This window comes from Sulfitobacter dubius (genome assembly GCF_900113435.1).
Taxonomy (GTDB): Bacteria; Pseudomonadota; Alphaproteobacteria; order Rhodobacterales; family Rhodobacteraceae; genus Sulfitobacter; species Sulfitobacter dubius.
This window is the reverse complement of record NZ_FOPG01000003.1, coordinates 410,887-429,187: the sequence shown is the minus strand read 5'-3', so window position 1 is coordinate 429,187 and position 18,301 is coordinate 410,887. Positions and strand designations below refer to the sequence as shown.

Genomic DNA, 18,301 nt, shown 5'->3' with positions numbered 1-18,301 from the left:
GCCCGCCATGACGGAAACCAGCCATATCAGCATGTCGCTGGCGACTTCTTTGCAGCGCCAACTCGATATCACCGCCAACAATATCGCCAACGCCAGCACCGCAGGCTACAAGGGCGAGCATGTGGTGTTCGAGGCGCTGCTGCAGGACAACACCGCGCTTGGCGACGATCAGGCGGCTTTCGTCAGCGATACGGGCTCTTACATCGACACCCGCCCCGGCGCGTTGTCACAGACCGGCAACCCGCTGGACGTGGCCCTGCATGGCGAGGGGTGGTTCAGCTATCAAACCGCCGACGGGCAACAAGCCTTTGGCCGCGATGGCAGCTTTGTCCTCGACCCGGAAGGCAATCTGACCCTGTTGTCGGGGGCCAAAGTGCTCGACGCGGGCGGTGCACCGATCCAACTGCCACCCGCAGGACTGGGCGACATCAACATTTCCGAAGATGGCACAATTTCGGGCAGCGAGACCGGCCCACTGGGCCGTATTGGCGTTTTTAATATCCCCGAAATCCAAAGCTACAAGCGCCTTGGCGGCGGCATGTTGGTCGCCCCCGAGGGCGCTGCCAATCCCGCCGTGGCTGAGACTGTGCAGGTGCGCCAAGGCACGCTGGAGCTGAGCAACGTCAACCCGGTGCGCGAGATGACGCGGCTGATCGACGTGCAGCGCGCCTATGAGCGCACCAATACCATGATGGGCAATGCGGACGACCTGCGCCGCGACTCGCTGAAACGGATCGCGCAGGCGGTCTGACCCCGACATCCGTGAAACGGAAGGAACGAGACAATGAAGGCACTTAGCATCGCCGCAACCGGCATGATGGCGCAGCAGACCAATGTCGATGTGATCTCGAACAACATCGCCAACGCGAACACCACCGGGTTCAAGGCCAGCCGCGCGGCCTTTCAGGATCTGATCTATCAATCCATGCAGCGCGAGGGCGCTGTCACCTCTGAGGCCGGATCGACCCGCCCCGTGGGCATCGACATCGGCATGGGCGTGCAGACCGCAGGCACCGTGCGGTTGAATACCCAAGGCGGCATGGTCGCCACCGAGAACCAGCTCAACGTCGCCATTGACGGGCGTGGCTATTTCTCGGTCACACTGCCCGATGGCGGCACCGCCTATACCCGCGACGGGTCGTTCCAGCTTTCCCCCGAGGGGGAGATCGTCACCATGCAGGGCTACCGCGTAGAGCCGGGCATGGTCGTGCCCGAAAACACCACAGCGGTTGAGATCAACGAACAGGGCGTCGTCATGGCCTATGTCGAAAACGATCCCGTGCCGGTGGAACTGGGCCAGTTCAGCCTGACCACTTTCGTCAACGAGCCGGGGATGCGCCCGGTCGGCAACAACTTCCTGCTGGCGACCGAAGCCTCGGGCGAAGCACAGGTGGTGAACCCCGGCGATCCGGGCGCGGGCATGATCCGTCAAGGCTATCTTGAGGCGTCCAACGTGAACGTCATCCAGCAGATCACCGATCTGATCTCGGCGCAGCGGGCCTATGAGATGAACTCTAAATCCATTGAGACCGCAGACCAGATGCTCTCGGCTGCGAACCAAATCCGCTAATGAAACGGCTCGCCGCCCTCTTCCTTGGCCTGTTGGTTCTGACGGGCCCTGCCCTGTCGGCCCCCATCGGCGTGTTGGTCGAGGAACGCGCGCGCACGGATTACGCCGACAGCCTGCCGCAAGACGGCGAGTTCGAGATCACCGTTAAGGACGCCCCCGCTGACGCCGTGTTGACGCTGGCAGAGTTCTGGATGGACCCGCGCAGCGGCAAGTTTCTGGCCAATGCGGTGCTTGAGACGGGCGAGGTGCAGCGCATCGGCGGCTATGCCCTTGTCACCATGCCGGTCCCCGTACCCCTCACGCGCCTGCTGCCCGATGACATCATCATGGAAGACGACCTGACCGTCATGCGCCTTCCCGTGGGCCGCATCGGCACCTATGTGATGACGGATATGGAAGAGGTCGTCGGCAAACAGGTGCGCCGCGTGCTGACGCCGGGCCGCCCGATCCAGATCCAGTCCATCATCCAGCCCTTGGTCATCAACCGGGGTGAGCGGGTGGATATCTATTTCAGCGACGGGCTTCTGGCCCTCTCCTCTCCGGGGCGCGCGCTTGATGACGCGCATGAGGGGCAGGAAATCCGTATCGTGAACCTTGTCAGCAACAAAACGGTCACCGGCATCGCCACCGGCGAAGGGACCGTGGAGATCATTCGATGACCACCGCTTTCGCGCGCCCCTCTGTCTTGATGTTAGGCGCGGCCCTTGCCCTGACCGCCTGCGATACCGCAGATCACTTCGACCGCGATCCGCAGCCTTCGCCGATCGTGGTGGATGGGCAAACCATCCCCGAGGTGGCCCGCGTGCAGGTGCCGATGCCCGCCGTCGCGATGGAGCCGCCACGCCGCGGCAGCGCAAAGGCCTCACTCTTTTCAGCCCGCAGCGAAGCGTTGTTTGCGGACCAGCGTGCCGATGATATCGGCGATATCGTCACGGTCGTGATCTCAATCGACGACCGCGCGCAATTGCGCAACTCCACCGACCGAGAGCGCGAGGGCGCAAGCTCCATCGGTTTCCCAACATTCTTTGGCTATGGCGCGAAAATTGCCGCAATTCTGCCCGGAATCAGCGCAGCCGACCTACCGAGTGGCGATGTCGTCGAGATCGGCTCGGCCTCCGAAGCGAGCGGCTCTGGCGCCATTTCGCGCAACGAACAGATCGAGCTTAAAGTGGCCGCCTTGGTCATCGATAAGCTGCCCAACGGCGCACTCGTGGTCGCGGGACGCCAAGAAATCATGGTGAATCAAGAGCTGCGTGAGCTGCGCATGGCCGGGATCGTGCGCCCTGCCGACATCCGTGACGACAACACCATTTCTTATGACAAGATCGCCGAGGCCCGCATCGCCTATGGCGGTCGCGGCACGCTTTCGCGCGCCCAAGAGCGGAGTTACGGCGAAGATGCGATGGATGTGATCCTGCCCTATTAATTCCTGACTTGGTCACAATCTGAGACCATTGCCGTCGCAATCGACCTTTAAACCTGAGGGCAACTCAGGAAAGGTCGAACATGAAAAAGGCAGCAATCGCATTCGTAGCGCTCCCCCTGCTTTGCTTGGGCGCAGGCTATGGCGCCGGTCTGGCCCTTGCCCCAGCCCCAGCCGAGGCGGCGGGAACGGAAGTTGATGACAAAGCCCCCCACGGCGCGGAAGAGGCGGTAAAGGACGCGGCCCAAGCATCTGAAACTGACGCCCATGGCGAAGAGGGTGAGAAATCCGCCAAGGGCGAAAACCAAGAACCGATGGACAGCTATGAACTGGCCAAGGACCGCACAGTGGTGCGCCTTGGGCAGATGACGATCCCGGTCGAGAAGACCAACAGCGTATCTTACGTCGTCGCGGATTTCGCGCTCAAGATGGGGTCGCTGGAACTGGCCGAACGTTACCGCCGCGTCGAAGATGCGACACGGATGCGCGATTCACTGCTTCAGGCGATGAACCTTGCCGCCGAAAGCGCGGTGCTGCGCGGTGTGGCAATCGACAGCGAAGCGCTGTCGCAGTTGCTGCGCGACCTGATCAGCAAAGAGCATCAGGGCGTTGATGATGTCATGTTCGTATCGCTTTATAAACAGGATGTGGCGCGGCTTTAACCTGCGCCGCGAGGCCGTTCAGAGAACCGAACGCACCACATAAGAAAGCACCTGTTCCCCGTTATCCAATTCCAGCTCCGGCCCCTGCCCGGTGAAGTTCACGCGCGTCACCTCGGCGCGGGTCAATGTCGTTGCCCCGACATCATTGCCACTTGCATCACTTGCCGTAATTTCAACCCGGAACGTATCGGGCGGCACCGGCAGGCCGACGGAATCAAGACGATCCCATTCAACGTCGATCACCTCGCCTTCGGCAGTTGAGGCGCCGGGCATCTCGCGGACAAGGGTGCCGTCTTCAGAATAGATGCGGATGGTCACATCCTCTGCGCCTGCATCCAACTGATAGCTCAGCGGAAAATCATCCTCGGTCATGCGCACTTGGGACGACGGCACCAGCACATCGCGCCCAATCAATTGCAGGTCAGACATTGCCCCGACGGTGGATAGCATGGTGCTGATCTGCTCAAGGCTCGCATTGGTGGCAATGCTTTGTTCAACCTGCGTCAACTGCGCCAACTGCGAGACGAACTGAGTTGAATCCACCGGGTTCAGGGGGTCTTGGTTCGAGATTTGCGCCGTCAGCAGGGTCAGAAAGCTGTTGTAGCTTTCTTGAAGCTCGGTGGCCGAGGTTGCCGCAGCGGAGGTGCCGCTGCTGGTCATGGTGCTTGCAATACTCGCGTCGATCATAGTCTCGCCTTTCAGGTGAGGATATCCAACTGCCCAGCTATCATGGACGGGGTCGGTGTCTGGGCCGACGGCTGGGCGTCGCTGCCCTGCGCGTCATCGGCTTCTGGCATATGCAGGGCAAGGTCCGGACCCGCGTTCTGGTCGCCATTGCGGCCCCGTTCGCCGAAGGTCTGGAAATCAAGATCGGCGCTCTCTGCGCTGATGCCGCGCGATTGCAGCGCATCAAGCAGTTGCTCGCGGTCTTGGCGTAACAGGTTCAGAACCGATGCAGTTTCGGTCGTCATGGCGATTTGCATACGACCGGTTTCGGTCCGAACGACCTCAATCTCGATCTCGCCCATCCCATAGGGTGACAGCGAGAAGCGCAGCTTGTTGTCGCCTGTATCTAGACTGCGGATCTGTTGGCTGACGTGCTGGCGCAACTGCTCTTCCGGCGCGGCGGCGGGGTTTGGTGCGGGCGCCGGCGTGGGTTGCGGCGGACTAAGGCGAAGCGCCTCTGGTTGAGGTGCCTGCGGCGCGGTCAAAGCGGCAACTTCACGCAAGGCGGCCTCGGCCGCGGGTGTATTCACGCCAGATTGGGCCGGTTTCGCTGTATCGACAGCGGCACTGAATTGATCGGCGGCAGCGATACGCGGATCTGCGATTTCTGCGGCCGCGTCGACGTTAGCTGCAACAGTCGCGTCAAGCCGCGTCATTTGCGGGCCGCTCATCCTTGACAGGTCGGCTGTTACCTGTTTCGTCGCTTCCCCGGCCATAAGAATGGACGGCGCCTGCTGTTCACGGGTCGCCCCCATCATCAAGCGGCCAACTGCCGGAACCACCGCAGACGCGACGCTAAGCTGGCTATTCGCCGTGGGAAGGCGCAATGCGCCAGCGATTTTTTCCTCAAGCGCAGCCTCTAGGGTGGGGTCGTCCAGTTTGGCAACCGCTTCCAACGCGCCAACCTCGTCTGTCGGGGCCTCTCCCAAAGCTTCGGCAAAAGCGGCGCGGGCGGCTTTGGGGGTGACGTGACTGTTGCCCTCTTGAAGTGCAGCAATCGTGTGATCCATCAGGGCGATCAACCCCTCAGCCGTCTCAAGGTCGGCCTCTTCAGGCAGCGCGTCGGTTGCGCCATCCACTTCGGGTGCGGTGGTCTTCGCATCTTTAGGCTGCGGCTGCGATGCCACCTCCTGCCCGGCCATACCCTGCATCAACGCCGCAAAGCCTTCGACAGCCTCCTTTTTTAAGGGCTGCCCGGAAACTACGGCACCGGAGGCCGCGGGTGCTGCCTGAAGCTGAGCTATCATCTGACGTCCTCCACCTTGGGATTCCGAAGACTCTCGAATTAAGATCAGGAGATCCGCACGTTCCCGCGCCGATCAGCAAACGAGCGACGCGCACTGCGGGTCTCGACAAGGGATTTCAGCCTAAGCGTCCACTGGTTTAGGGTCACGGGTCTCTCTGTCCCGGTCAGTTCCAACAGCGAAAGCTCTGCCCCATCGGCCTGATCGGCAGCAAAGAATGTGTGGCTGTCCACCGGACGGCCCCAGTACTGGCCCAAAACCGTGCTCAGCCCCATGCGGAAAGCCGCAGGTTCAAGCCCCAGCTTGAGCAGCTCATCTGCCTCTGCCGCGTGATAGTAAGACTGACCCAAAGCATGCAGAACGCTGTCTTCGTCCATCATGGGGAACAGTCCGCGCCCGATGATACCGATCAAGACTTCGCCCACCAGCGCACCGGCGGCTTGGGAGATATTGGTGAAATTATCGCTTTTGCGTATAACGACGAGCGAGCCGTAAGGCACATCAGCGTCAAGCTCTTCTGCCAGAATATCGCCAAGGCAAATACCTGGAATCGGTTCGATGCAATCTGGCATTGCCACCGGATGACCGGCCCAATCCTGCATTTCGAAAACCGAAGCCTGAACCGGGATCAACGCCCGGATCAGCATGTTAAAATGGCGGCCATCGGCCGATGAATCCATGTGGCAGGCACCCTTCCAGATGCCACCGATAAGTGAGTTTACCTGCATTTCCGCCTCGTTCAGGACATTCTGTCCATGGTTTTTCCAGGCTATTTTTAAAAGTTTTTTAGGTGCCTGATGCTCGTTTATTGCCTTAGGTCTAGATCGCAAGACCTTGACCGTCAACAATTTTACATGCCAGCGCCACATTTTCGGGAATCAGCGGCAGGGATGTCGCACTTTTTCAGGCAGTCGATTTCGGCACAAAACCGCCTAATTTTTAATAAAATAAGGGCCTATTCGGCTTGGTACACCAGACGAATTGAGATGCGACGATTTTCTGGCGCCAGCGGGTCGATTGTGTTGATTGGCTGCGTGTCTGCCACGCCAGAGACCCGCATGAACCGCGCCCCGTTGATGCCCGCGGCCATCAAGGTGCGGCGCGTGGCGTTTGCACGATCTGCGGACAGCTCCCAGTTCGTGTAGCCATTGTTCGCACCAAATGCGGCGGCGTCAGTATGGCCGATGATCTCAACAGGCTGGTTCTGCTCTGCGATCACATCGCCAATCGCCAATAGCAGCTCGCGGGTCTTTGGGGTGACATCCGCACTGCCCCGGGTAAAGAGCGACCGCTCGTCTTGATCCAGCACCTGCACCGTCAACGCACCGTTCGATTTCTCCAGCCGAACATTGCGCGCCAAGTCGCTGAGCGCACCGTCTGAGGTGATCCGTTCGGCGATATCCTCGGCCATTCGGTCAATCTCAGACTTACGGCGCTCGGCCTCTTCGACAGCGGCGAGCGTGGCAGGATCAGCGGCTGCCGCAGGCTCTGGCGCATCTGCATATTCCACGACTACCTCTGCCGGCTTGTCGCGCAGGCGGCTGTCAAAGACCATCATCGGGTTGTCACGGCCAAAGGTAGGTTTTTGCACGTTGCCAGTATTGTCGACCGCGCCCGTCATCACGCCTGCGGCCATCAGCGGGCGCAAATCAGCCGCCGCATCCGAGGATGATCCGCCGTCAGAGACCGTTGGCGTAAAGTAATTTGCCAGACCGCGCAGTTTCTCCTCGTCCGAAGCAGCGAGGATCCACAAAAGCAAAAAGAACGCCATCATCGCGGTCATAAAATCCGCGTAGGCCACCTTCCAACCGCCACCGTGGTGGGCGTGACCGCCCTCCGCTTCGTAGCGCTTGATGATGATCAATTCGTTCTTTTTGTCAGCCATTACAGGGCCTCCCGACTACACAAGATCGGGCCGATAGCCAGATCAGGAAAGCTCTGCGTTGTTGTCCGACTTGTCGCGGCTGTATTTGCCCAGGCCGGCGCGTTTGGCGTATTCGGCTTTGCGTTTGGAATAGCTCGGCGCGACCAGCGGTGTGTCCGCCGCCAGATTGAACATCACGCGGTATTCCGCTTCGGTAAGGCCGTGTTCGGCACCGAGGTGACGCTTAAGCATTTTGAAACCTTTGCCGCAGCACAGACAAAAGATTGTGTCGTCGGTCATCGGCTGCTCGCCGGGTGCGGCGGCCATGCCCTGCGCTTTGGGCGCGACGGGGGCAACGGCGGCGGGGATATTGGCCAAAGCGGTCGCAGCACTGTCGGCAGGGGTGGCGCGCAAACGTTCGACCAATGTTAGAATGTCGTCAATCGTCACATCGCTGCGCGTGGCGAAACCGGAAACGATCGTCGCAATGGCGGTATCGCTTAGGTTCTGCTTGGGGGGCACATTAGGCATGGAGCAACTTCCTTGTTAAGTTAATCTTGCCTTCTGCAAGGTTCGCGAAACACCTAGCAAGGGCTTCGCAAGTGGTGCAGCAAAGATAAATTACTCTCCGCCGTTTATTCTTATCACGATTCGAATTGTATTTGGAACCCGCCCAAGCATTGACAAGCATTTTTTCGCCATATTGTGAAAAATGCATCACGGTTCCATCTGCGCGACTGTTCTGAAAATCGCGCTCTTCGGGGCCGGATCAGAGGCAACATCATTGCCTGTGGTCTGGGCGATGATCGTACTGAACAGCCCGGTAAAACCCAGACCCGCCACCGCGATCAGCGGGATATGGATGGACTTCCACAGGCTCTTGCGCGGCGCGGGCGGTTGCGGGGTAAGTGTCGCCGGGTCCAGCAGTTCGGGCTCGGGCACTTCGGGCACGTCAATCGGGGCACCAAACTCAACAAAAATGCCACGCGGCATTACCGCGACCTTCACTTCGCGCCGCTCACAGCTGTCGCTAAAGCCAGCGGGGAAGAGTTCGGCAGGAATGTCGATAACCATGTTATCCTTGGGGCACCACTCTGCTGCGAGCGTATCGCGCGGGATATAGACCGATGCAAAATCATCACGGAACGCGATGTCGCGCACCAAGGTCGGCACCATTGGCAAGGGTTTGTCAGGAGTGGCCGCGATTCGCATCCGGCCGCCTGCCAGCCACATCTCAAGACTGACGTAGAAACACGCCCCCGGCTGCGCTTCGGCAGAGGGGACATACCCCTCCGGAGGGCCGGAGCGCGGCTTGCGGCGCTTGCGTGTCCCGATGGGAAAGATCTTATTCGTGCTTACCCGCTGGAACTGATCCAACTCCGGGCGCTGGCGCATCAACTCATCAAAATCCAACCCCTCTTCGCGGGCGAAGTTGTAGTTTATCAGATAATCCGCAGCGGTTTCTTCAAGTGTCTTGCTTTCTTGAATCGCTTTTAACAGCGCGTTTTCTTCGGAAAACAATAACCTACGGCAAGGATGGCCCTCAACCTCGGGGCTGACGGCAAAGCTGCCCACGGGCCGGTCAAGGATATCTGAAACCCGGTCAAAAACTGCATGCTCTTCATCATTATGAAAGACCACGAACTCGCAAAGACCGGTGGCATCCATACAAAGCAACAGCCGCATTTCAGCGGGCCAGCCCTGCACAAGAACCGAAAGCTCGGAAGGATCGACGAAATAGGCAAAGGCATCGGGCTCTTGCTGAGCGTCGACATCTTCCTTCAACTCTTCTTTGACCGAAAAACCACTATTCATCATAGAAACCCAAGTTCTTTCCTAGATAATACTTGTATAGACGTTATCGCTCAAGGATAAAGTAAGAATAGTTTCTTTTTGGAGGCGTGTGCAGCAATGACACTCTTGCTTGGTCTTGTAATGGTCTTTGGTTTGGTCTTTGGCGGCTTCATGCTGTCGGGGGGCAATATGGACATCGTTCTGCATGCCCTGCCCTACGAGGGAATGATGATCGGCGGCGCTTCACTTGGTGCTTTTGTAATTGCCAACTCATTTTCGGTGGTAAAGTCGTCGCTGGGCGGGGTTCTGCGGGTCATTAAAGGGCCGCGCTGGAAGGCGGCGGATTACAATGATCTGCTGGCGCTGATGTTCGAACTGGCGCGCCTTTATAAGACCAAGGGCATCGTTGCGATGGACGAGCATATCGAAAATCCCGAAGCGAGCCCGATCTTCCAGCGTTATCCAAAGCTGACGAAAGACCACTTCGTCACCGACCTTATCGCCGACAGCTTCCGCATGATGTCGATGCAGTTCGATGACCGCTTCCAGATGGAAGACGTGATGAACCGAAAGATCAAAAAGCACCACCATGAATCGCTGGTTTCTGCCAGCGCGATCCAAAGCATGGCCGACGGCTTGCCCGCCATCGGCATTGTTGCAGCGGTTCTGGGCGTGATCAAAACCATGTCCTCAATCGACAAACCGCCAGAGATCCTTGGCGCGATGATCGGGGGCGCCTTGGTCGGCACGTTCCTTGGGGTTTTCCTTGCCTATTGCATGGTACAGCCCATTGCTGGCCGTCTAGAGCAGATCGAAGAAGAAGACAGCGCGATGTATACTGTGATCCGTGATGTGATCGTCGCCATCGTTGCTGGCCACCCGCCCAGCATCTGTATTGAACTGGGCCGCGGCAACATTCCCACCACGAAGCAGCCGAATTTCTCTGCCGTGGAGGCCTCGCAGCGCGAATTGCCTGCCGTATGATGGCCCGCCTGCCCCTGTTCGCGTTTATGGCACTGCTGGCCGGGCCAGCGCTGGCCGCCGGTGCCGCCAAGGATAAGGGCGAGGAGAAGGTCGACCAAGAAGCCGAAGCCGCTGAGGCGAAGTTCCCCAACTCTATGCGCAGCCACGGAGTAATCGGCCACGTCGCCCCGATGGAGGGGCTACCGCTCCTTGATCCCGAAATACTGGAACGGATGCGCGAACGGTTAATCGTTCTATCTCAGGGCGTGCGCCAGTGAAGCCTCGGCGCGGTGATGGGCTTGCTGTGCTCTCACGCCTAAAGCGTTTTGAGATGGAGAATGTGGCGCTGGAAATGGTCGAGGTGAACCGCGCCCTCAGCCAAATCGAGAACGAACGCCATACCCTCATGGAGCAACTTAACGACCGGGGCGATCCCGATGCCGTGGAATCCACGCGGGTCGTCTCGGCCTTTATCCGTAACGTGTCAGAGACGATTCATCGCAAAGAGGCCGAAGCCGAGCGGTTACGCGCGGATAGTGCGGGCATCCACGACCGGTTGAACGATCTTTTCGCCGAGGCCAAGCGCATAGACCTGATCCGCACTCGCCGCACCGAAACCCGCAAACTGGCGCTGGAACAAGCCGAAACTGCCGCTCAAGCCGAAGGCTTCCTATCGATCTGGCTGGAAGATCAACGGTAGTAACGACACCTCCCGGCGTACGGGAGGTTTTTCGATAAATTCCCCTAATTGGCGAATATCGGCCTAGAAAACGCCGCAATTGCATTTCATTAACATCGCATTCAGTTTGTCGCCGTTACGGCGGCATCGGAGAAATTTATTTAATCTATACAGGAGCCTATCTATCGCTGATGCCCCTACACACACCACAACGATTGTTCACGCTAAGCCGCAGAAGAGCGTCGTCGCGGCGTTCTTCCTCACGTTTCTTTTTGGCCCTCTTGGATTGCCCTATGCCACCGTCGCCGGCGGTGTCGTTATGATTATTCTGGCCATTCTCATCGGCGCTGTCACCTTGGGGTTTGGCGCGTTGATCACTTGGCCGCTGTCGATCATCTGGGGCGTCATCGCCGCGATGATGTCGAAACGCACACCGTCTATGCCCGCCTAAACGCTCCCCGGGGTTGCATCACTGACCCCGTTTTCCCCCAACCCGTTTTTTCCCGAAAGGAACTGCAATGAAAAGTAGAGGTTTTCTAGCCGCCGCGGCGATTGGTGCTGCATCGGTCAGCCCCGCGCCATCCTATGCGCAATCATTTCACGTCACCCTTACCGAAGTTCAGGCGCTGTTCCAAAGCCGCGACCTTGGCGCGCGGCGCATGGTGCAAGAAAGTCTGAAGCATGCGGGCTATTACAATGGCGCGATTGATGGCGCATGGGGGCCGGGAACCGCAGCCGCCTTTCGCGCGCTCATGGCCTCCGACCGCTATCAGCGTCATGCCCCGACATGGACATTCGCACCTGAGGTGCAGGTCAGCGAAACGATGTTCTTCCTGACCTCAGACGCTTACATGTAAACCGCTGAACCTTGCCGAGGCGCCCTTGCGGGCCTCGGCCTTACACCACGTCCTGAACCGCCAATTCGGCCATACGCAGAACCGCCTCGCGATTTGCCGCCACGGCGATGAAGCGTGCGTTGTGACTGAACTTGGCGCCACTCACACCGCTTGCTGCCTCAAGATCGGCATCCGTCAGCCCAGCCCAAGCTTCGGGAAGGTCGGCGCGGGCCTCAAAACTGTCGCCACTTTTTCGGATCGTCGTCAGCGCCCAATCTTCGCCACGCGGATGCACGACAAACAATAGATGATCCGCCCCGGCCTTTTCCACTGCCGAGCGGAAGGGCATCCCGCTGGGCAGTTCCAGCACACGGCCAGTGCCTGCCGCTTCAATCGCCTGCATCACCATCGCCTCGGCGCGCCGCTTGGCGGCTTTGCCCTTGATCGCCGCCTCTACAAAGGCGCGCGCGACCGGAAGTGCCGCCATAAAGGCGCGATCGTCGGCATTCTCGCCCCGTTCGTCAAAGACAGGTTTCAGCGTTTCCAGCAGCACCGGCAACGTCATCCCAGCGAGAGGCCCTGCCACCGAAGGCTCCAACGCGCCGTTATCAATCAGATCAACGGGCAGGACAAACCCCTGATCGAAACTGCGGTGAATATCATCTACATCCGCTTCAGGCACATCAAAGCTGCGCAGATAATCGCGGCCATAGTGCTGCCAGATCAACCCGAAAGAGCTGAAAGGCTGGTCATCTTCGCGCAACGGGCCGGGGCGCTGGTGGTGGTCAAAGATCAGTGCGTCGGCGTCATAGTCGCGGCCCACATCATAGATGATCCGCCCCGCGCCGGGGGTGATCCAATCCGCATCACGGCTGCGCAGCAGCGTTGCCTCAGGGTAAAGCCGGGTAAGAATGACAGTGGACAAAAGCTCATCCGCGTGAAAGCCCCCAGAGTGGGTGACGAGATGGGTAATAGTCATGGGGACAGGCTCCGCTAAGGCTGGAAAAAGAGGTATCGGGATCATCGCGTTCGCCCCCATACTGCGGGGCGCAGCATAAGTGCAAGCGGCGGGTCTTAGCGCGAAAGCGCCACCAGCGTGGCTGAAACGGGATCAAGGATAAACGCACCCACCTGCGCACGGGTTTGGGTCAGACCATCGCGTTGCTCTGGGATCAACTGCACGAGAGACGCAAAGCGGTTGTGATGGGTGCCATCCACCGCCCCGATGCCCGAAATATCGACCAGCTGAACGCCGTTTTTCTTGGCCAAAGCCTGAACCGCAGGGGTGCTGGCATTGGTCCGACCAACCCTAGGCCGCGCCCCGGCAAGCCCCGCAGAAATGCGCAGCGCCCGGTCATCGGGGGCAACCAGAATCGCCATAGGTGGCTCAAGCGGGCCGATAACCTCAATCTGTTTGCGGAACACATCCACGTCGATATCCGGCGCGGCAAGAACCACGTCGCTTAACCTTTCGATCACGGCATCTTTGCCCGAAAGCCGTAACTGGCGCAGGGTTTCTGCCACCAGCCATCCCCCCATACTATGGCCAAAAAGCGTGATCTTTCCCACATCAGGATCAGCGGCAAGGGTGCTGAGCACCGCGGCAAGCTCATCGCGCGAATAGGCCGCCGCGTCTTTGTCAGCGACATAGCCCACCACCGTCCCCGCCGAGGGCCAAGCAAAGAGGATCGGTTGTTCGGGCAAATCACCATCTACGGCCACCTGCGCGAGGCGAAAGAGAGATTCCGGGAAGGTTTGGTTGTATCCGTGGACAAAAACCATCACGTCTTGCCGCCCCCCCGCTCCGCGCTGGATCTCAAGCGCAGACAAAGGCTCGCGGGCTGTCACTGCAAAACTGCGGCTGGGGTCTGGCTCCTCCTCTGGCCATTCGATCCGGCTTGCCTCATGGCTCGGCGGAATGGCAATGGTGAAACGCTCAAAGTTCATCTGATGTGCGCGGGCGTCTGTGTAATCGCCCGTCTCTGTTTCGCGGCCACGGGTAGAGGCGACTGTGATCGCAACGCTCTTTCCCGTGGGCTGGGCGGCAGACACGACGGTCAGCGTCTCTCCACCCGGGCGCGGTGCGCAGGCCGATAGGGCGATGAACATCACCGCGCAGAGGGCACGCATGCCGATGCCACCAAGATTTTGACTTTGAGTATTGCGCATCCCTGCCCCCATCTTTCGCCGCCGTTCTAGCCTATTCTTCCAGCGAAATCATAGGCAAAAGGCCGTGACGAGGCTGGCATCAGACCTGACCAGTTGCACCCGAGACATCCGGCAGCGCCATATCCCCGCCCTCCGCCGCTGCCAGCAGGCTGCGGCCCGTCTCCAAAACGCCATCGCGGATGTCATTGGCGATGGCAGCACTCAGCGCATCGCCATCACGCGCGGTCAGCGCCGCCAGCACCTCTTTGTGACGATCGATCTGATAGTACTCCGCAACTTCGGTGATCACCTGGCGCTGAAAAGGGCCAAGCTGCAGCCAGATACTCTCGATCATCGGCAGCGACGATTGCGCGGGGTTTACGGTATAGAGAATGCGGTGAAACGCTTGGTTCAGCAGCGTTAACTGGTCTGAATCCCGCTCGGCCACGAAACGGTCCATGCTGCCGTCAATCTCGGTCAGTTTGCCGATCACGATGTCCGAAATGTAAGGCAAAGCGCGCAGGGCAGCGTGGGTTTCAACGGCGATCCGAAGGGCTACCAATTCTTCGAACCGGTCGAGCGTCATCAACGGCACGGTCAGGCGGCGGTTGTCCTTGATCTGAATTGCGTGCTCCGAACTCAGCCGCCGCACCGCTTCGCGCACCGGGGTCGGGCTCAGGTGCAACCGCTCTGCAATGCCGCGCATGGTCAGCGACGTGCCCGGCGTGATCGCCCCAAGCATGATCGCGTTGCGCAGCCGCGCGTAAACATATTCCTGCGTCGTCGCCCCCGATATCTCGGGGATTTCGGGAATATTCAGCGCGTCGTTTTCCGTCTCGATCATCTTGCCGCCTTCGGTCTTTCAGGGGCGACCATAAGGTAGAGGGCAATTGACAGACAAGCGAATATTGATATTACGTTCTAACAAATGGTATCACATTTTTTGATTTCGATATCGGAAGGAATCCCATGTCTCAGAGCAAAGCCGAAGCGTGGCTGGCGCAACACCCAGAGATCGAATCGATCTTTGCCTGTGTCTGCGACCTTAACGGAACCATGCGCGGCAAGCGGGTGCCGGCGGATCAGGTTTCCAAGGTTGTCGAAGGCGGGTTGCGCATGCCCCTGTCCATCGTCGGCATGGATATCTGGGGCGAAGATGTCGAAAATAGCGAACTGGTGTTTGAGACTGGGGATTCCGACGGGCTGTGCGATTTCACGGGACGGCCCCTCATGCCCATCACATGGACTTCGCGCCCGACCGCGCTGGCGATGCTGTGGATGCGTCAGGAAAACGGCACCCCCTTCCCCGGCGATCCGCGCCGCGCGCTGGCCGAAGTTGCGGCCAAGTTCAAGGTACGTGGTCTCACCCCCGTGGTTGCGACCGAGTTGGAGTTCTACCTCGTTGATCCGTCCGAGGATCACCCGCAGGCGCCCTGCTCTCCGGTGACCGGCAAGCGGCTGGATTCCGACGGCGCATTGTCGCTGGACGAGTTGCAGCACTTCGATGAGTTCCTGAACGAGGTCTATGACGCCTGCGAATTGCAGGGCATCCCGGCGGATGCGGCGATCTCGGAAAACGGGGCGGGGCAGTTCGAGATCAACATGCGCCATGTGGACGATCCGCTGCGCGCGGCTGATGACGCGGTGCTGTTCAAACGTCTGGTGCGCGGCATCGCCCGCAAACATGGCTTTGCCGCAACTTTCATGGCCAAACCCTATGGCGATCTGGCGGGCAGCGGCTTTCACGTGCATTTCTCGCTGGTCGATGAAAACGGCGTCAACGTCTTCGACAATGGCGGGGATGAGGGCACGGCCCTGATGCTCAACGCCGTGGCCGGTCTGCTGGCAACGATGCAGCAAAACACGCTGACCTTCGCGCCGCATGAAAACTCCTATCGCCGCTTGCTGCCGGGCGCCCATGCGCCGACCAATGTCGCCTGGGGCTATGAGAACCGCACCGCCGCGATCCGCATCCCCGGCGGAGACGCCAAGGCCCGCCGTATCGAGCATCGCGTCGCTGGGGCCGATGCGAACCCCTATCTGGTGCTGACCAGCATCTTGGGCGGCGCGCTTTTGGGGATCGAGCAAGACATGCAGCCCGTCGCCCCGATCACCGGCGACGCCTATACGATGAAGCTCGACAACCTGCCGCTCGACTGGGCCACGGCGATTGATGCCTTCCGAAAAGGGCCGGATGTGCCCGGCATCTTCTCCGCCCGGTTGCAGACCATGATGGTCGAATGCAAGACCCAAGAGCTGCGCAAATTCGCGCGGCAAGTGACCCATTTCGAATATGACACCTATCTGGAGATCGTCTGATGTCTCGTCCCCCCTACGCCGGTGACGGCAGCCATACGTCAAGCTACTATGCGGCCTCGGCCAATCCGTCGCCCGAACGTCCCGAACTCAAGGGCGATCATGAGATCGACGTCTGTATCGTCGGCGCGGGCTATAGCGGTCTGTCGACCGGCCTGCATTTGGCCGAAAAGGGCTACAAAGTCGCCATCATCGAAGGCGCGCGCGTGGGCTGGGGGGCCTCGGGGCGCAACGGCGGTCAGATCGTCAACGGGCTCAACGCCAGCCTGCAAACGATCAAGCGCCGCTATGGTCAGGACACGGCGACTTTCGTGGCCGGGTTGGTGCAAGAAGGCGGCGAGATCATCCGCGATCGGGTCCACACCTATGACATCAAATGCGATCTCAAGGGAAAGAACATCTTCACCGGCCTCACGGCCGCGCATATGCGCGAGTTGGAGGAGCGGCAGAAGCTCTGGCAGAGCTACGGCATCGACAATCAAGAGATGCTGGACAAGGATCAACTGCGCGCCCACATCAATTCCGACCTCTATGAAGGCGGGCTGATCGACCATTCGGGCGGCCATATGCACCCCTTGAACCTCGCCCTCGGCGAAGCGGCAGCGTTTGAGAAGAACGGCGGCACGATCTATGAGATGTCCCCCGTCACGGATGTGGATCACACCGCCCCACGCCCCGTGGTCAGAACCGCCAAGGGCACAATGACCTGCAAGACGCTGGTTCTCTGCGGCAACGCCTATCTGGGCCATGTGGTACCCACCCTGACCCCGCGCGTGATGCCCGTCTCGACCCAAGTCATGGCCACCGAACCACTCAGCGAGGCGCAGGCTCACGCGCTGCTGCCCACTGATGCCTGCGTCGAAGATATCCGCTATATCCTCGATTATTACCGTCTGTCGGGCGACAAACGCATGCTTTTCGGGGGTGGCACCGTCTATGGCGGCGCCGATCCGCGCGACATCAAGGCCAAGCTCAAACGCAACATGGACAAAGTCTTCCCCCAACTCAAAGACGTAAAGATCGACTATGCCTGGAGCGGCAACTTCGCCCTGTCCTTCAGCCGCGTGCCGCAGATGGGCCGGATCGGCGACAACACCTATTTCGCGCACGGCTACAGCGGCCATGGCGTGACCGGCTCGCATACCTTCGGGCGCATCCTTTCGGAAGCGATCGACGGCGATCTGACCCGGTTTGATGTATTCGCCAATGTGCCGTGGTTCCCCTTCCCCGGCGGGCGCATGTTGCGCGTGCCCTATTCGGTGATGGGTTCATGGTGGTACGGGCTGCGCGACCGTTTGGGGGTTTGAAACCTTTTGACAGGGCTGACGGTTTCTTCACAATGACCGGGCGCATCGCCCGCCGTGACAGGAAGGACCCCCATGCCCGATCAAAAGCCCGTCTCTACAATCGTCTTCGACGTGAACGAGACCCTGCTCGACATCACCACGCTGGAGCCACTGTTCGCGCGGGTGTTCGGCGACGCCTCGGTCCTGCGCGAATGGTTTGCCGAGCTGATCCTCTATTCGCAGACCATGACCCTCTCGAGCCGATATGCCCCCTTCGGTGCGCTGGCGGGGGGTGTCTTGCGGATGGTCGGCGCGAACAAGGACGTGACGATCAGTGATGATGACGTGACCGAGTTAAAATCGCTCATCGGCTCCATGCCCGCCCATCCGGATGTCGCCCCCGCCCTGCGCAGGCTGCGCGAGGCAGGTTTCCGGCTGGTCACGCTGACCAACTCGCCCCCCTCCCCCGCGCCCACGCCGTTAGAGAAAGCTGGCATCGCTGATTTCTTCGACCGCAGCTTTAGCGTTGATGAGGTGGCAAAGTTCAAACCCCATCCGGCGACCTACCAGATGGTGGCCGATGCGTTGGACCTACAAACCGATGACCTTTGCATGGTGGCCTGCCATCTGTGGGACGCCATCGGCGCGCAGGCGGCGGGCTGTCAGGGGGCCTTTCTGACCCGCCCCAACAACAACCTGATTAAGGCCGAAAACGTGCCGCAGCCGCACTACCTCTCGGACGATCTGGTGGACTTGGTCAAGCAGATCATCGCCGCGAACGGGGGCTGAG

Annotated in this window: 22 protein-coding genes; 13 read left to right on the top strand and 9 right to left on the bottom strand. The window is 59.8% G+C overall.

Going from position 1 to position 18,301, the window contains the following annotated elements; genetic code table 11:
* The first annotated feature begins 7 nt into the window (after nucleotides 1-7).
* From flgF to BM229_RS14480, 5 genes are all read left to right on the top strand, one after another.
* A complete protein-coding gene (gene flgF, locus BM229_RS14500) occupies nucleotides 8-751 on the top strand; it encodes a flagellar basal-body rod protein FlgF (RefSeq protein WP_093928350.1) in 744 nt (247 codons plus the stop codon).
* A 33-nt stretch (nucleotides 752-784) separates the two neighbouring features.
* Entirely contained in the window at nucleotides 785-1,570 is a 786-nt protein-coding gene (gene flgG / locus BM229_RS14495; protein ID WP_067938908.1) for a flagellar basal-body rod protein FlgG, read from the top strand.
* Nucleotides 1,570-2,229 (top strand): flagellar basal body P-ring formation chaperone FlgA, encoded by a 660-nt coding sequence (flgA, locus tag BM229_RS14490; RefSeq protein ID WP_093928349.1) that lies wholly within the window; start codon nucleotides 1,570-1,572, stop codon nucleotides 2,227-2,229. The genes flgG and flgA overlap by 1 nt, the downstream gene beginning before the upstream one ends.
* Entirely contained in the window at nucleotides 2,226-2,996 is a 771-nt protein-coding gene (locus BM229_RS14485) for a flagellar basal body L-ring protein FlgH (protein ID WP_093928348.1), read from the top strand. Before flgA ends, BM229_RS14485 begins: the two co-directional genes overlap by 4 nt.
* Before the next feature lie 80 nt (nucleotides 2,997-3,076).
* The gene (locus BM229_RS14480; protein ID WP_093928347.1) at nucleotides 3,077-3,655 is read left to right on the top strand and encodes a hypothetical protein; all 579 of its coding nucleotides are present in this window, start codon (nucleotides 3,077-3,079) and stop codon (nucleotides 3,653-3,655) included.
* Between the two features lie 18 nt (nucleotides 3,656-3,673).
* Here BM229_RS14480 and BM229_RS14475 read toward each other — a convergent pair whose 3' ends face one another.
* From BM229_RS14475 to BM229_RS14450, 6 genes are all read right to left on the bottom strand, one after another.
* Complete coding sequence (locus tag BM229_RS14475; protein ID WP_093928346.1) at nucleotides 3,674-4,342, bottom strand: flagellar hook assembly protein FlgD; 669 nt, start codon at nucleotides 4,340-4,342, stop codon at nucleotides 3,674-3,676.
* An 11-nt stretch (nucleotides 4,343-4,353) separates the two neighbouring features.
* The gene (locus tag BM229_RS14470) at nucleotides 4,354-5,628 is read right to left on the bottom strand and encodes a flagellar hook-length control protein FliK (RefSeq protein ID WP_093928345.1); all 1,275 of its coding nucleotides are present in this window, start codon (nucleotides 5,626-5,628) and stop codon (nucleotides 4,354-4,356) included.
* A 44-nt stretch (nucleotides 5,629-5,672) separates the two neighbouring features.
* Complete coding sequence (locus BM229_RS14465) at nucleotides 5,673-6,305, bottom strand: hypothetical protein (RefSeq protein ID WP_093928344.1); 633 nt, start codon at nucleotides 6,303-6,305, stop codon at nucleotides 5,673-5,675.
* A 275-nt stretch (nucleotides 6,306-6,580) separates the two neighbouring features.
* Nucleotides 6,581-7,510 carry a flagellar motor protein MotB gene (locus tag BM229_RS14460; protein WP_093928343.1) on the bottom strand — a complete coding sequence of 310 codons (930 nt, stop codon included), beginning with the start codon at nucleotides 7,508-7,510 and terminating at the stop codon, nucleotides 6,581-6,583.
* Nucleotides 7,511-7,552: 42 nt separating this feature from the next.
* The gene (locus BM229_RS14455; RefSeq protein ID WP_093928342.1) at nucleotides 7,553-8,020 is read right to left on the bottom strand and encodes a Ros/MucR family transcriptional regulator; all 468 of its coding nucleotides are present in this window, start codon (nucleotides 8,018-8,020) and stop codon (nucleotides 7,553-7,555) included.
* 186 nt (nucleotides 8,021-8,206) lie between these two features.
* Nucleotides 8,207-9,307 (bottom strand): hypothetical protein, encoded by a 1,101-nt coding sequence (locus tag BM229_RS14450; RefSeq protein WP_093928341.1) that lies wholly within the window; start codon nucleotides 9,305-9,307, stop codon nucleotides 8,207-8,209.
* Between the two features lie 93 nt (nucleotides 9,308-9,400).
* Between BM229_RS14450 and motA the strand changes: the two genes are divergently transcribed.
* The 5 genes from motA to BM229_RS18270 all read left to right on the top strand — a co-directional run bounded on the left by motA (nucleotide 9,401) and on the right by BM229_RS18270 (nucleotide 11,782).
* Nucleotides 9,401-10,267, top strand: coding sequence for a flagellar motor stator protein MotA (gene motA, locus BM229_RS14445; RefSeq protein ID WP_093928340.1), 867 nt, complete (start codon nucleotides 9,401-9,403; stop codon nucleotides 10,265-10,267).
* Nucleotides 10,267-10,524: a hypothetical protein gene (locus tag BM229_RS14440; protein ID WP_139226294.1), complete on the top strand. Its 258-nt coding sequence runs from the start codon at nucleotides 10,267-10,269 to the stop codon at nucleotides 10,522-10,524. Before motA ends, BM229_RS14440 begins: the two co-directional genes overlap by 1 nt.
* A complete protein-coding gene (locus BM229_RS14435) occupies nucleotides 10,521-10,946 on the top strand; it encodes a hypothetical protein (RefSeq protein WP_139226293.1) in 426 nt (141 codons plus the stop codon). Before BM229_RS14440 ends, BM229_RS14435 begins: the two co-directional genes overlap by 4 nt.
* A 298-nt stretch (nucleotides 10,947-11,244) precedes the next feature.
* Entirely contained in the window at nucleotides 11,245-11,376 is a 132-nt protein-coding gene (locus BM229_RS18450; protein WP_276326648.1) for a hypothetical protein, read from the top strand.
* A gap of 67 nt (nucleotides 11,377-11,443) precedes the next feature.
* Nucleotides 11,444-11,782, top strand: coding sequence for a peptidoglycan-binding domain-containing protein (locus tag BM229_RS18270; RefSeq protein ID WP_093928337.1), 339 nt, complete (start codon nucleotides 11,444-11,446; stop codon nucleotides 11,780-11,782).
* A 40-nt stretch (nucleotides 11,783-11,822) separates the two neighbouring features.
* Here BM229_RS18270 and BM229_RS14420 read toward each other — a convergent pair whose 3' ends face one another.
* The 3 genes from BM229_RS14420 to BM229_RS14410 form a co-directional block, all read right to left on the bottom strand.
* On the bottom strand, nucleotides 11,823-12,740 hold the full coding sequence (locus tag BM229_RS14420; RefSeq protein WP_093928336.1) for an MYG1 family protein: 918 nt from the start codon (nucleotides 12,738-12,740) through the stop codon (nucleotides 11,823-11,825).
* A gap of 95 nt (nucleotides 12,741-12,835) precedes the next feature.
* Entirely contained in the window at nucleotides 12,836-13,930 is a 1,095-nt protein-coding gene (locus BM229_RS14415) for an alpha/beta hydrolase (protein WP_167360265.1), read from the bottom strand.
* 79 nt (nucleotides 13,931-14,009) lie between these two features.
* On the bottom strand, nucleotides 14,010-14,753 hold the full coding sequence (locus BM229_RS14410; protein ID WP_093928334.1) for a GntR family transcriptional regulator: 744 nt from the start codon (nucleotides 14,751-14,753) through the stop codon (nucleotides 14,010-14,012).
* Between the two features lie 125 nt (nucleotides 14,754-14,878).
* Between BM229_RS14410 and BM229_RS14405 the strand changes: the two genes are divergently transcribed.
* From BM229_RS14405 to BM229_RS14395, 3 genes are all read left to right on the top strand, one after another.
* Nucleotides 14,879-16,228 (top strand): glutamine synthetase family protein, encoded by a 1,350-nt coding sequence (locus BM229_RS14405; protein ID WP_093928333.1) that lies wholly within the window; start codon nucleotides 14,879-14,881, stop codon nucleotides 16,226-16,228.
* Nucleotides 16,228-17,532: an NAD(P)/FAD-dependent oxidoreductase gene (locus BM229_RS14400; protein WP_093928332.1), complete on the top strand. Its 1,305-nt coding sequence runs from the start codon at nucleotides 16,228-16,230 to the stop codon at nucleotides 17,530-17,532. Before BM229_RS14405 ends, BM229_RS14400 begins: the two co-directional genes overlap by 1 nt.
* Before the next feature lie 72 nt (nucleotides 17,533-17,604).
* Entirely contained in the window at nucleotides 17,605-18,300 is a 696-nt protein-coding gene (locus BM229_RS14395; RefSeq protein ID WP_093928331.1) for a haloacid dehalogenase type II, read from the top strand.
* The last annotated feature ends 1 nt before the right edge of the window (nucleotide 18,301 follow it).

Excerpts from the sequence above, each read along its gene's own strand:
- BM229_RS14400 (WP_093928332.1), top strand. The coding sequence starts at position 16,228 with ATGTCTCGTCCCCCCTACGCCGGTGACGGCAGCCATACGTCAAGCTAC.
- flgF (WP_093928350.1), top strand. The coding sequence starts at position 8 with ATGACGGAAACCAGCCATATCAGCATGTCGCTGGCGACTTCTTTGCAG.
- BM229_RS14485 (WP_093928348.1), top strand. The coding sequence starts at position 2,226 with ATGACCACCGCTTTCGCGCGCCCCTCTGTCTTGATGTTAGGCGCGGCC.
- BM229_RS14450 (WP_093928341.1), bottom strand. The coding sequence starts at position 9,307 with ATGATGAATAGTGGTTTTTCGGTCAAAGAAGAGTTGAAGGAAGATGTC.
- BM229_RS14405 (WP_093928333.1), top strand. The coding sequence starts at position 14,879 with ATGTCTCAGAGCAAAGCCGAAGCGTGGCTGGCGCAACACCCAGAGATC.
- BM229_RS14480 (WP_093928347.1), top strand. The coding sequence starts at position 3,077 with ATGAAAAAGGCAGCAATCGCATTCGTAGCGCTCCCCCTGCTTTGCTTG.
- flgA (WP_093928349.1), top strand. The coding sequence starts at position 1,570 with ATGAAACGGCTCGCCGCCCTCTTCCTTGGCCTGTTGGTTCTGACGGGC.
- BM229_RS14415 (WP_167360265.1), bottom strand. The coding sequence starts at position 13,930 with ATGCGCAATACTCAAAGTCAAAATCTTGGTGGCATCGGCATGCGTGCC.
- flgG (WP_067938908.1), top strand. The coding sequence starts at position 785 with ATGAAGGCACTTAGCATCGCCGCAACCGGCATGATGGCGCAGCAGACC.
- BM229_RS14440 (WP_139226294.1), top strand. The coding sequence starts at position 10,267 with ATGGCCCGCCTGCCCCTGTTCGCGTTTATGGCACTGCTGGCCGGGCCA.
- BM229_RS14465 (WP_093928344.1), bottom strand. The coding sequence starts at position 6,305 with ATGGATTCATCGGCCGATGGCCGCCATTTTAACATGCTGATCCGGGCG.
- BM229_RS14420 (WP_093928336.1), bottom strand. The coding sequence starts at position 12,740 with ATGACTATTACCCATCTCGTCACCCACTCTGGGGGCTTTCACGCGGAT.
- BM229_RS14410 (WP_093928334.1), bottom strand. The coding sequence starts at position 14,753 with ATGATCGAGACGGAAAACGACGCGCTGAATATTCCCGAAATCCCCGAG.
- BM229_RS18270 (WP_093928337.1), top strand. The coding sequence starts at position 11,444 with ATGAAAAGTAGAGGTTTTCTAGCCGCCGCGGCGATTGGTGCTGCATCG.
- BM229_RS14455 (WP_093928342.1), bottom strand. The coding sequence starts at position 8,020 with ATGCCTAATGTGCCCCCCAAGCAGAACCTAAGCGATACCGCCATTGCG.
- motA (WP_093928340.1), top strand. The coding sequence starts at position 9,401 with ATGACACTCTTGCTTGGTCTTGTAATGGTCTTTGGTTTGGTCTTTGGC.
- BM229_RS18450 (WP_276326648.1), top strand. The coding sequence starts at position 11,245 with ATGATTATTCTGGCCATTCTCATCGGCGCTGTCACCTTGGGGTTTGGC.
- BM229_RS14395 (WP_093928331.1), top strand. The coding sequence starts at position 17,605 with ATGCCCGATCAAAAGCCCGTCTCTACAATCGTCTTCGACGTGAACGAG.
- BM229_RS14460 (WP_093928343.1), bottom strand. The coding sequence starts at position 7,510 with ATGGCTGACAAAAAGAACGAATTGATCATCATCAAGCGCTACGAAGCG.
- BM229_RS14470 (WP_093928345.1), bottom strand. The coding sequence starts at position 5,628 with ATGATAGCTCAGCTTCAGGCAGCACCCGCGGCCTCCGGTGCCGTAGTT.
- BM229_RS14475 (WP_093928346.1), bottom strand. The coding sequence starts at position 4,342 with ATGATCGACGCGAGTATTGCAAGCACCATGACCAGCAGCGGCACCTCC.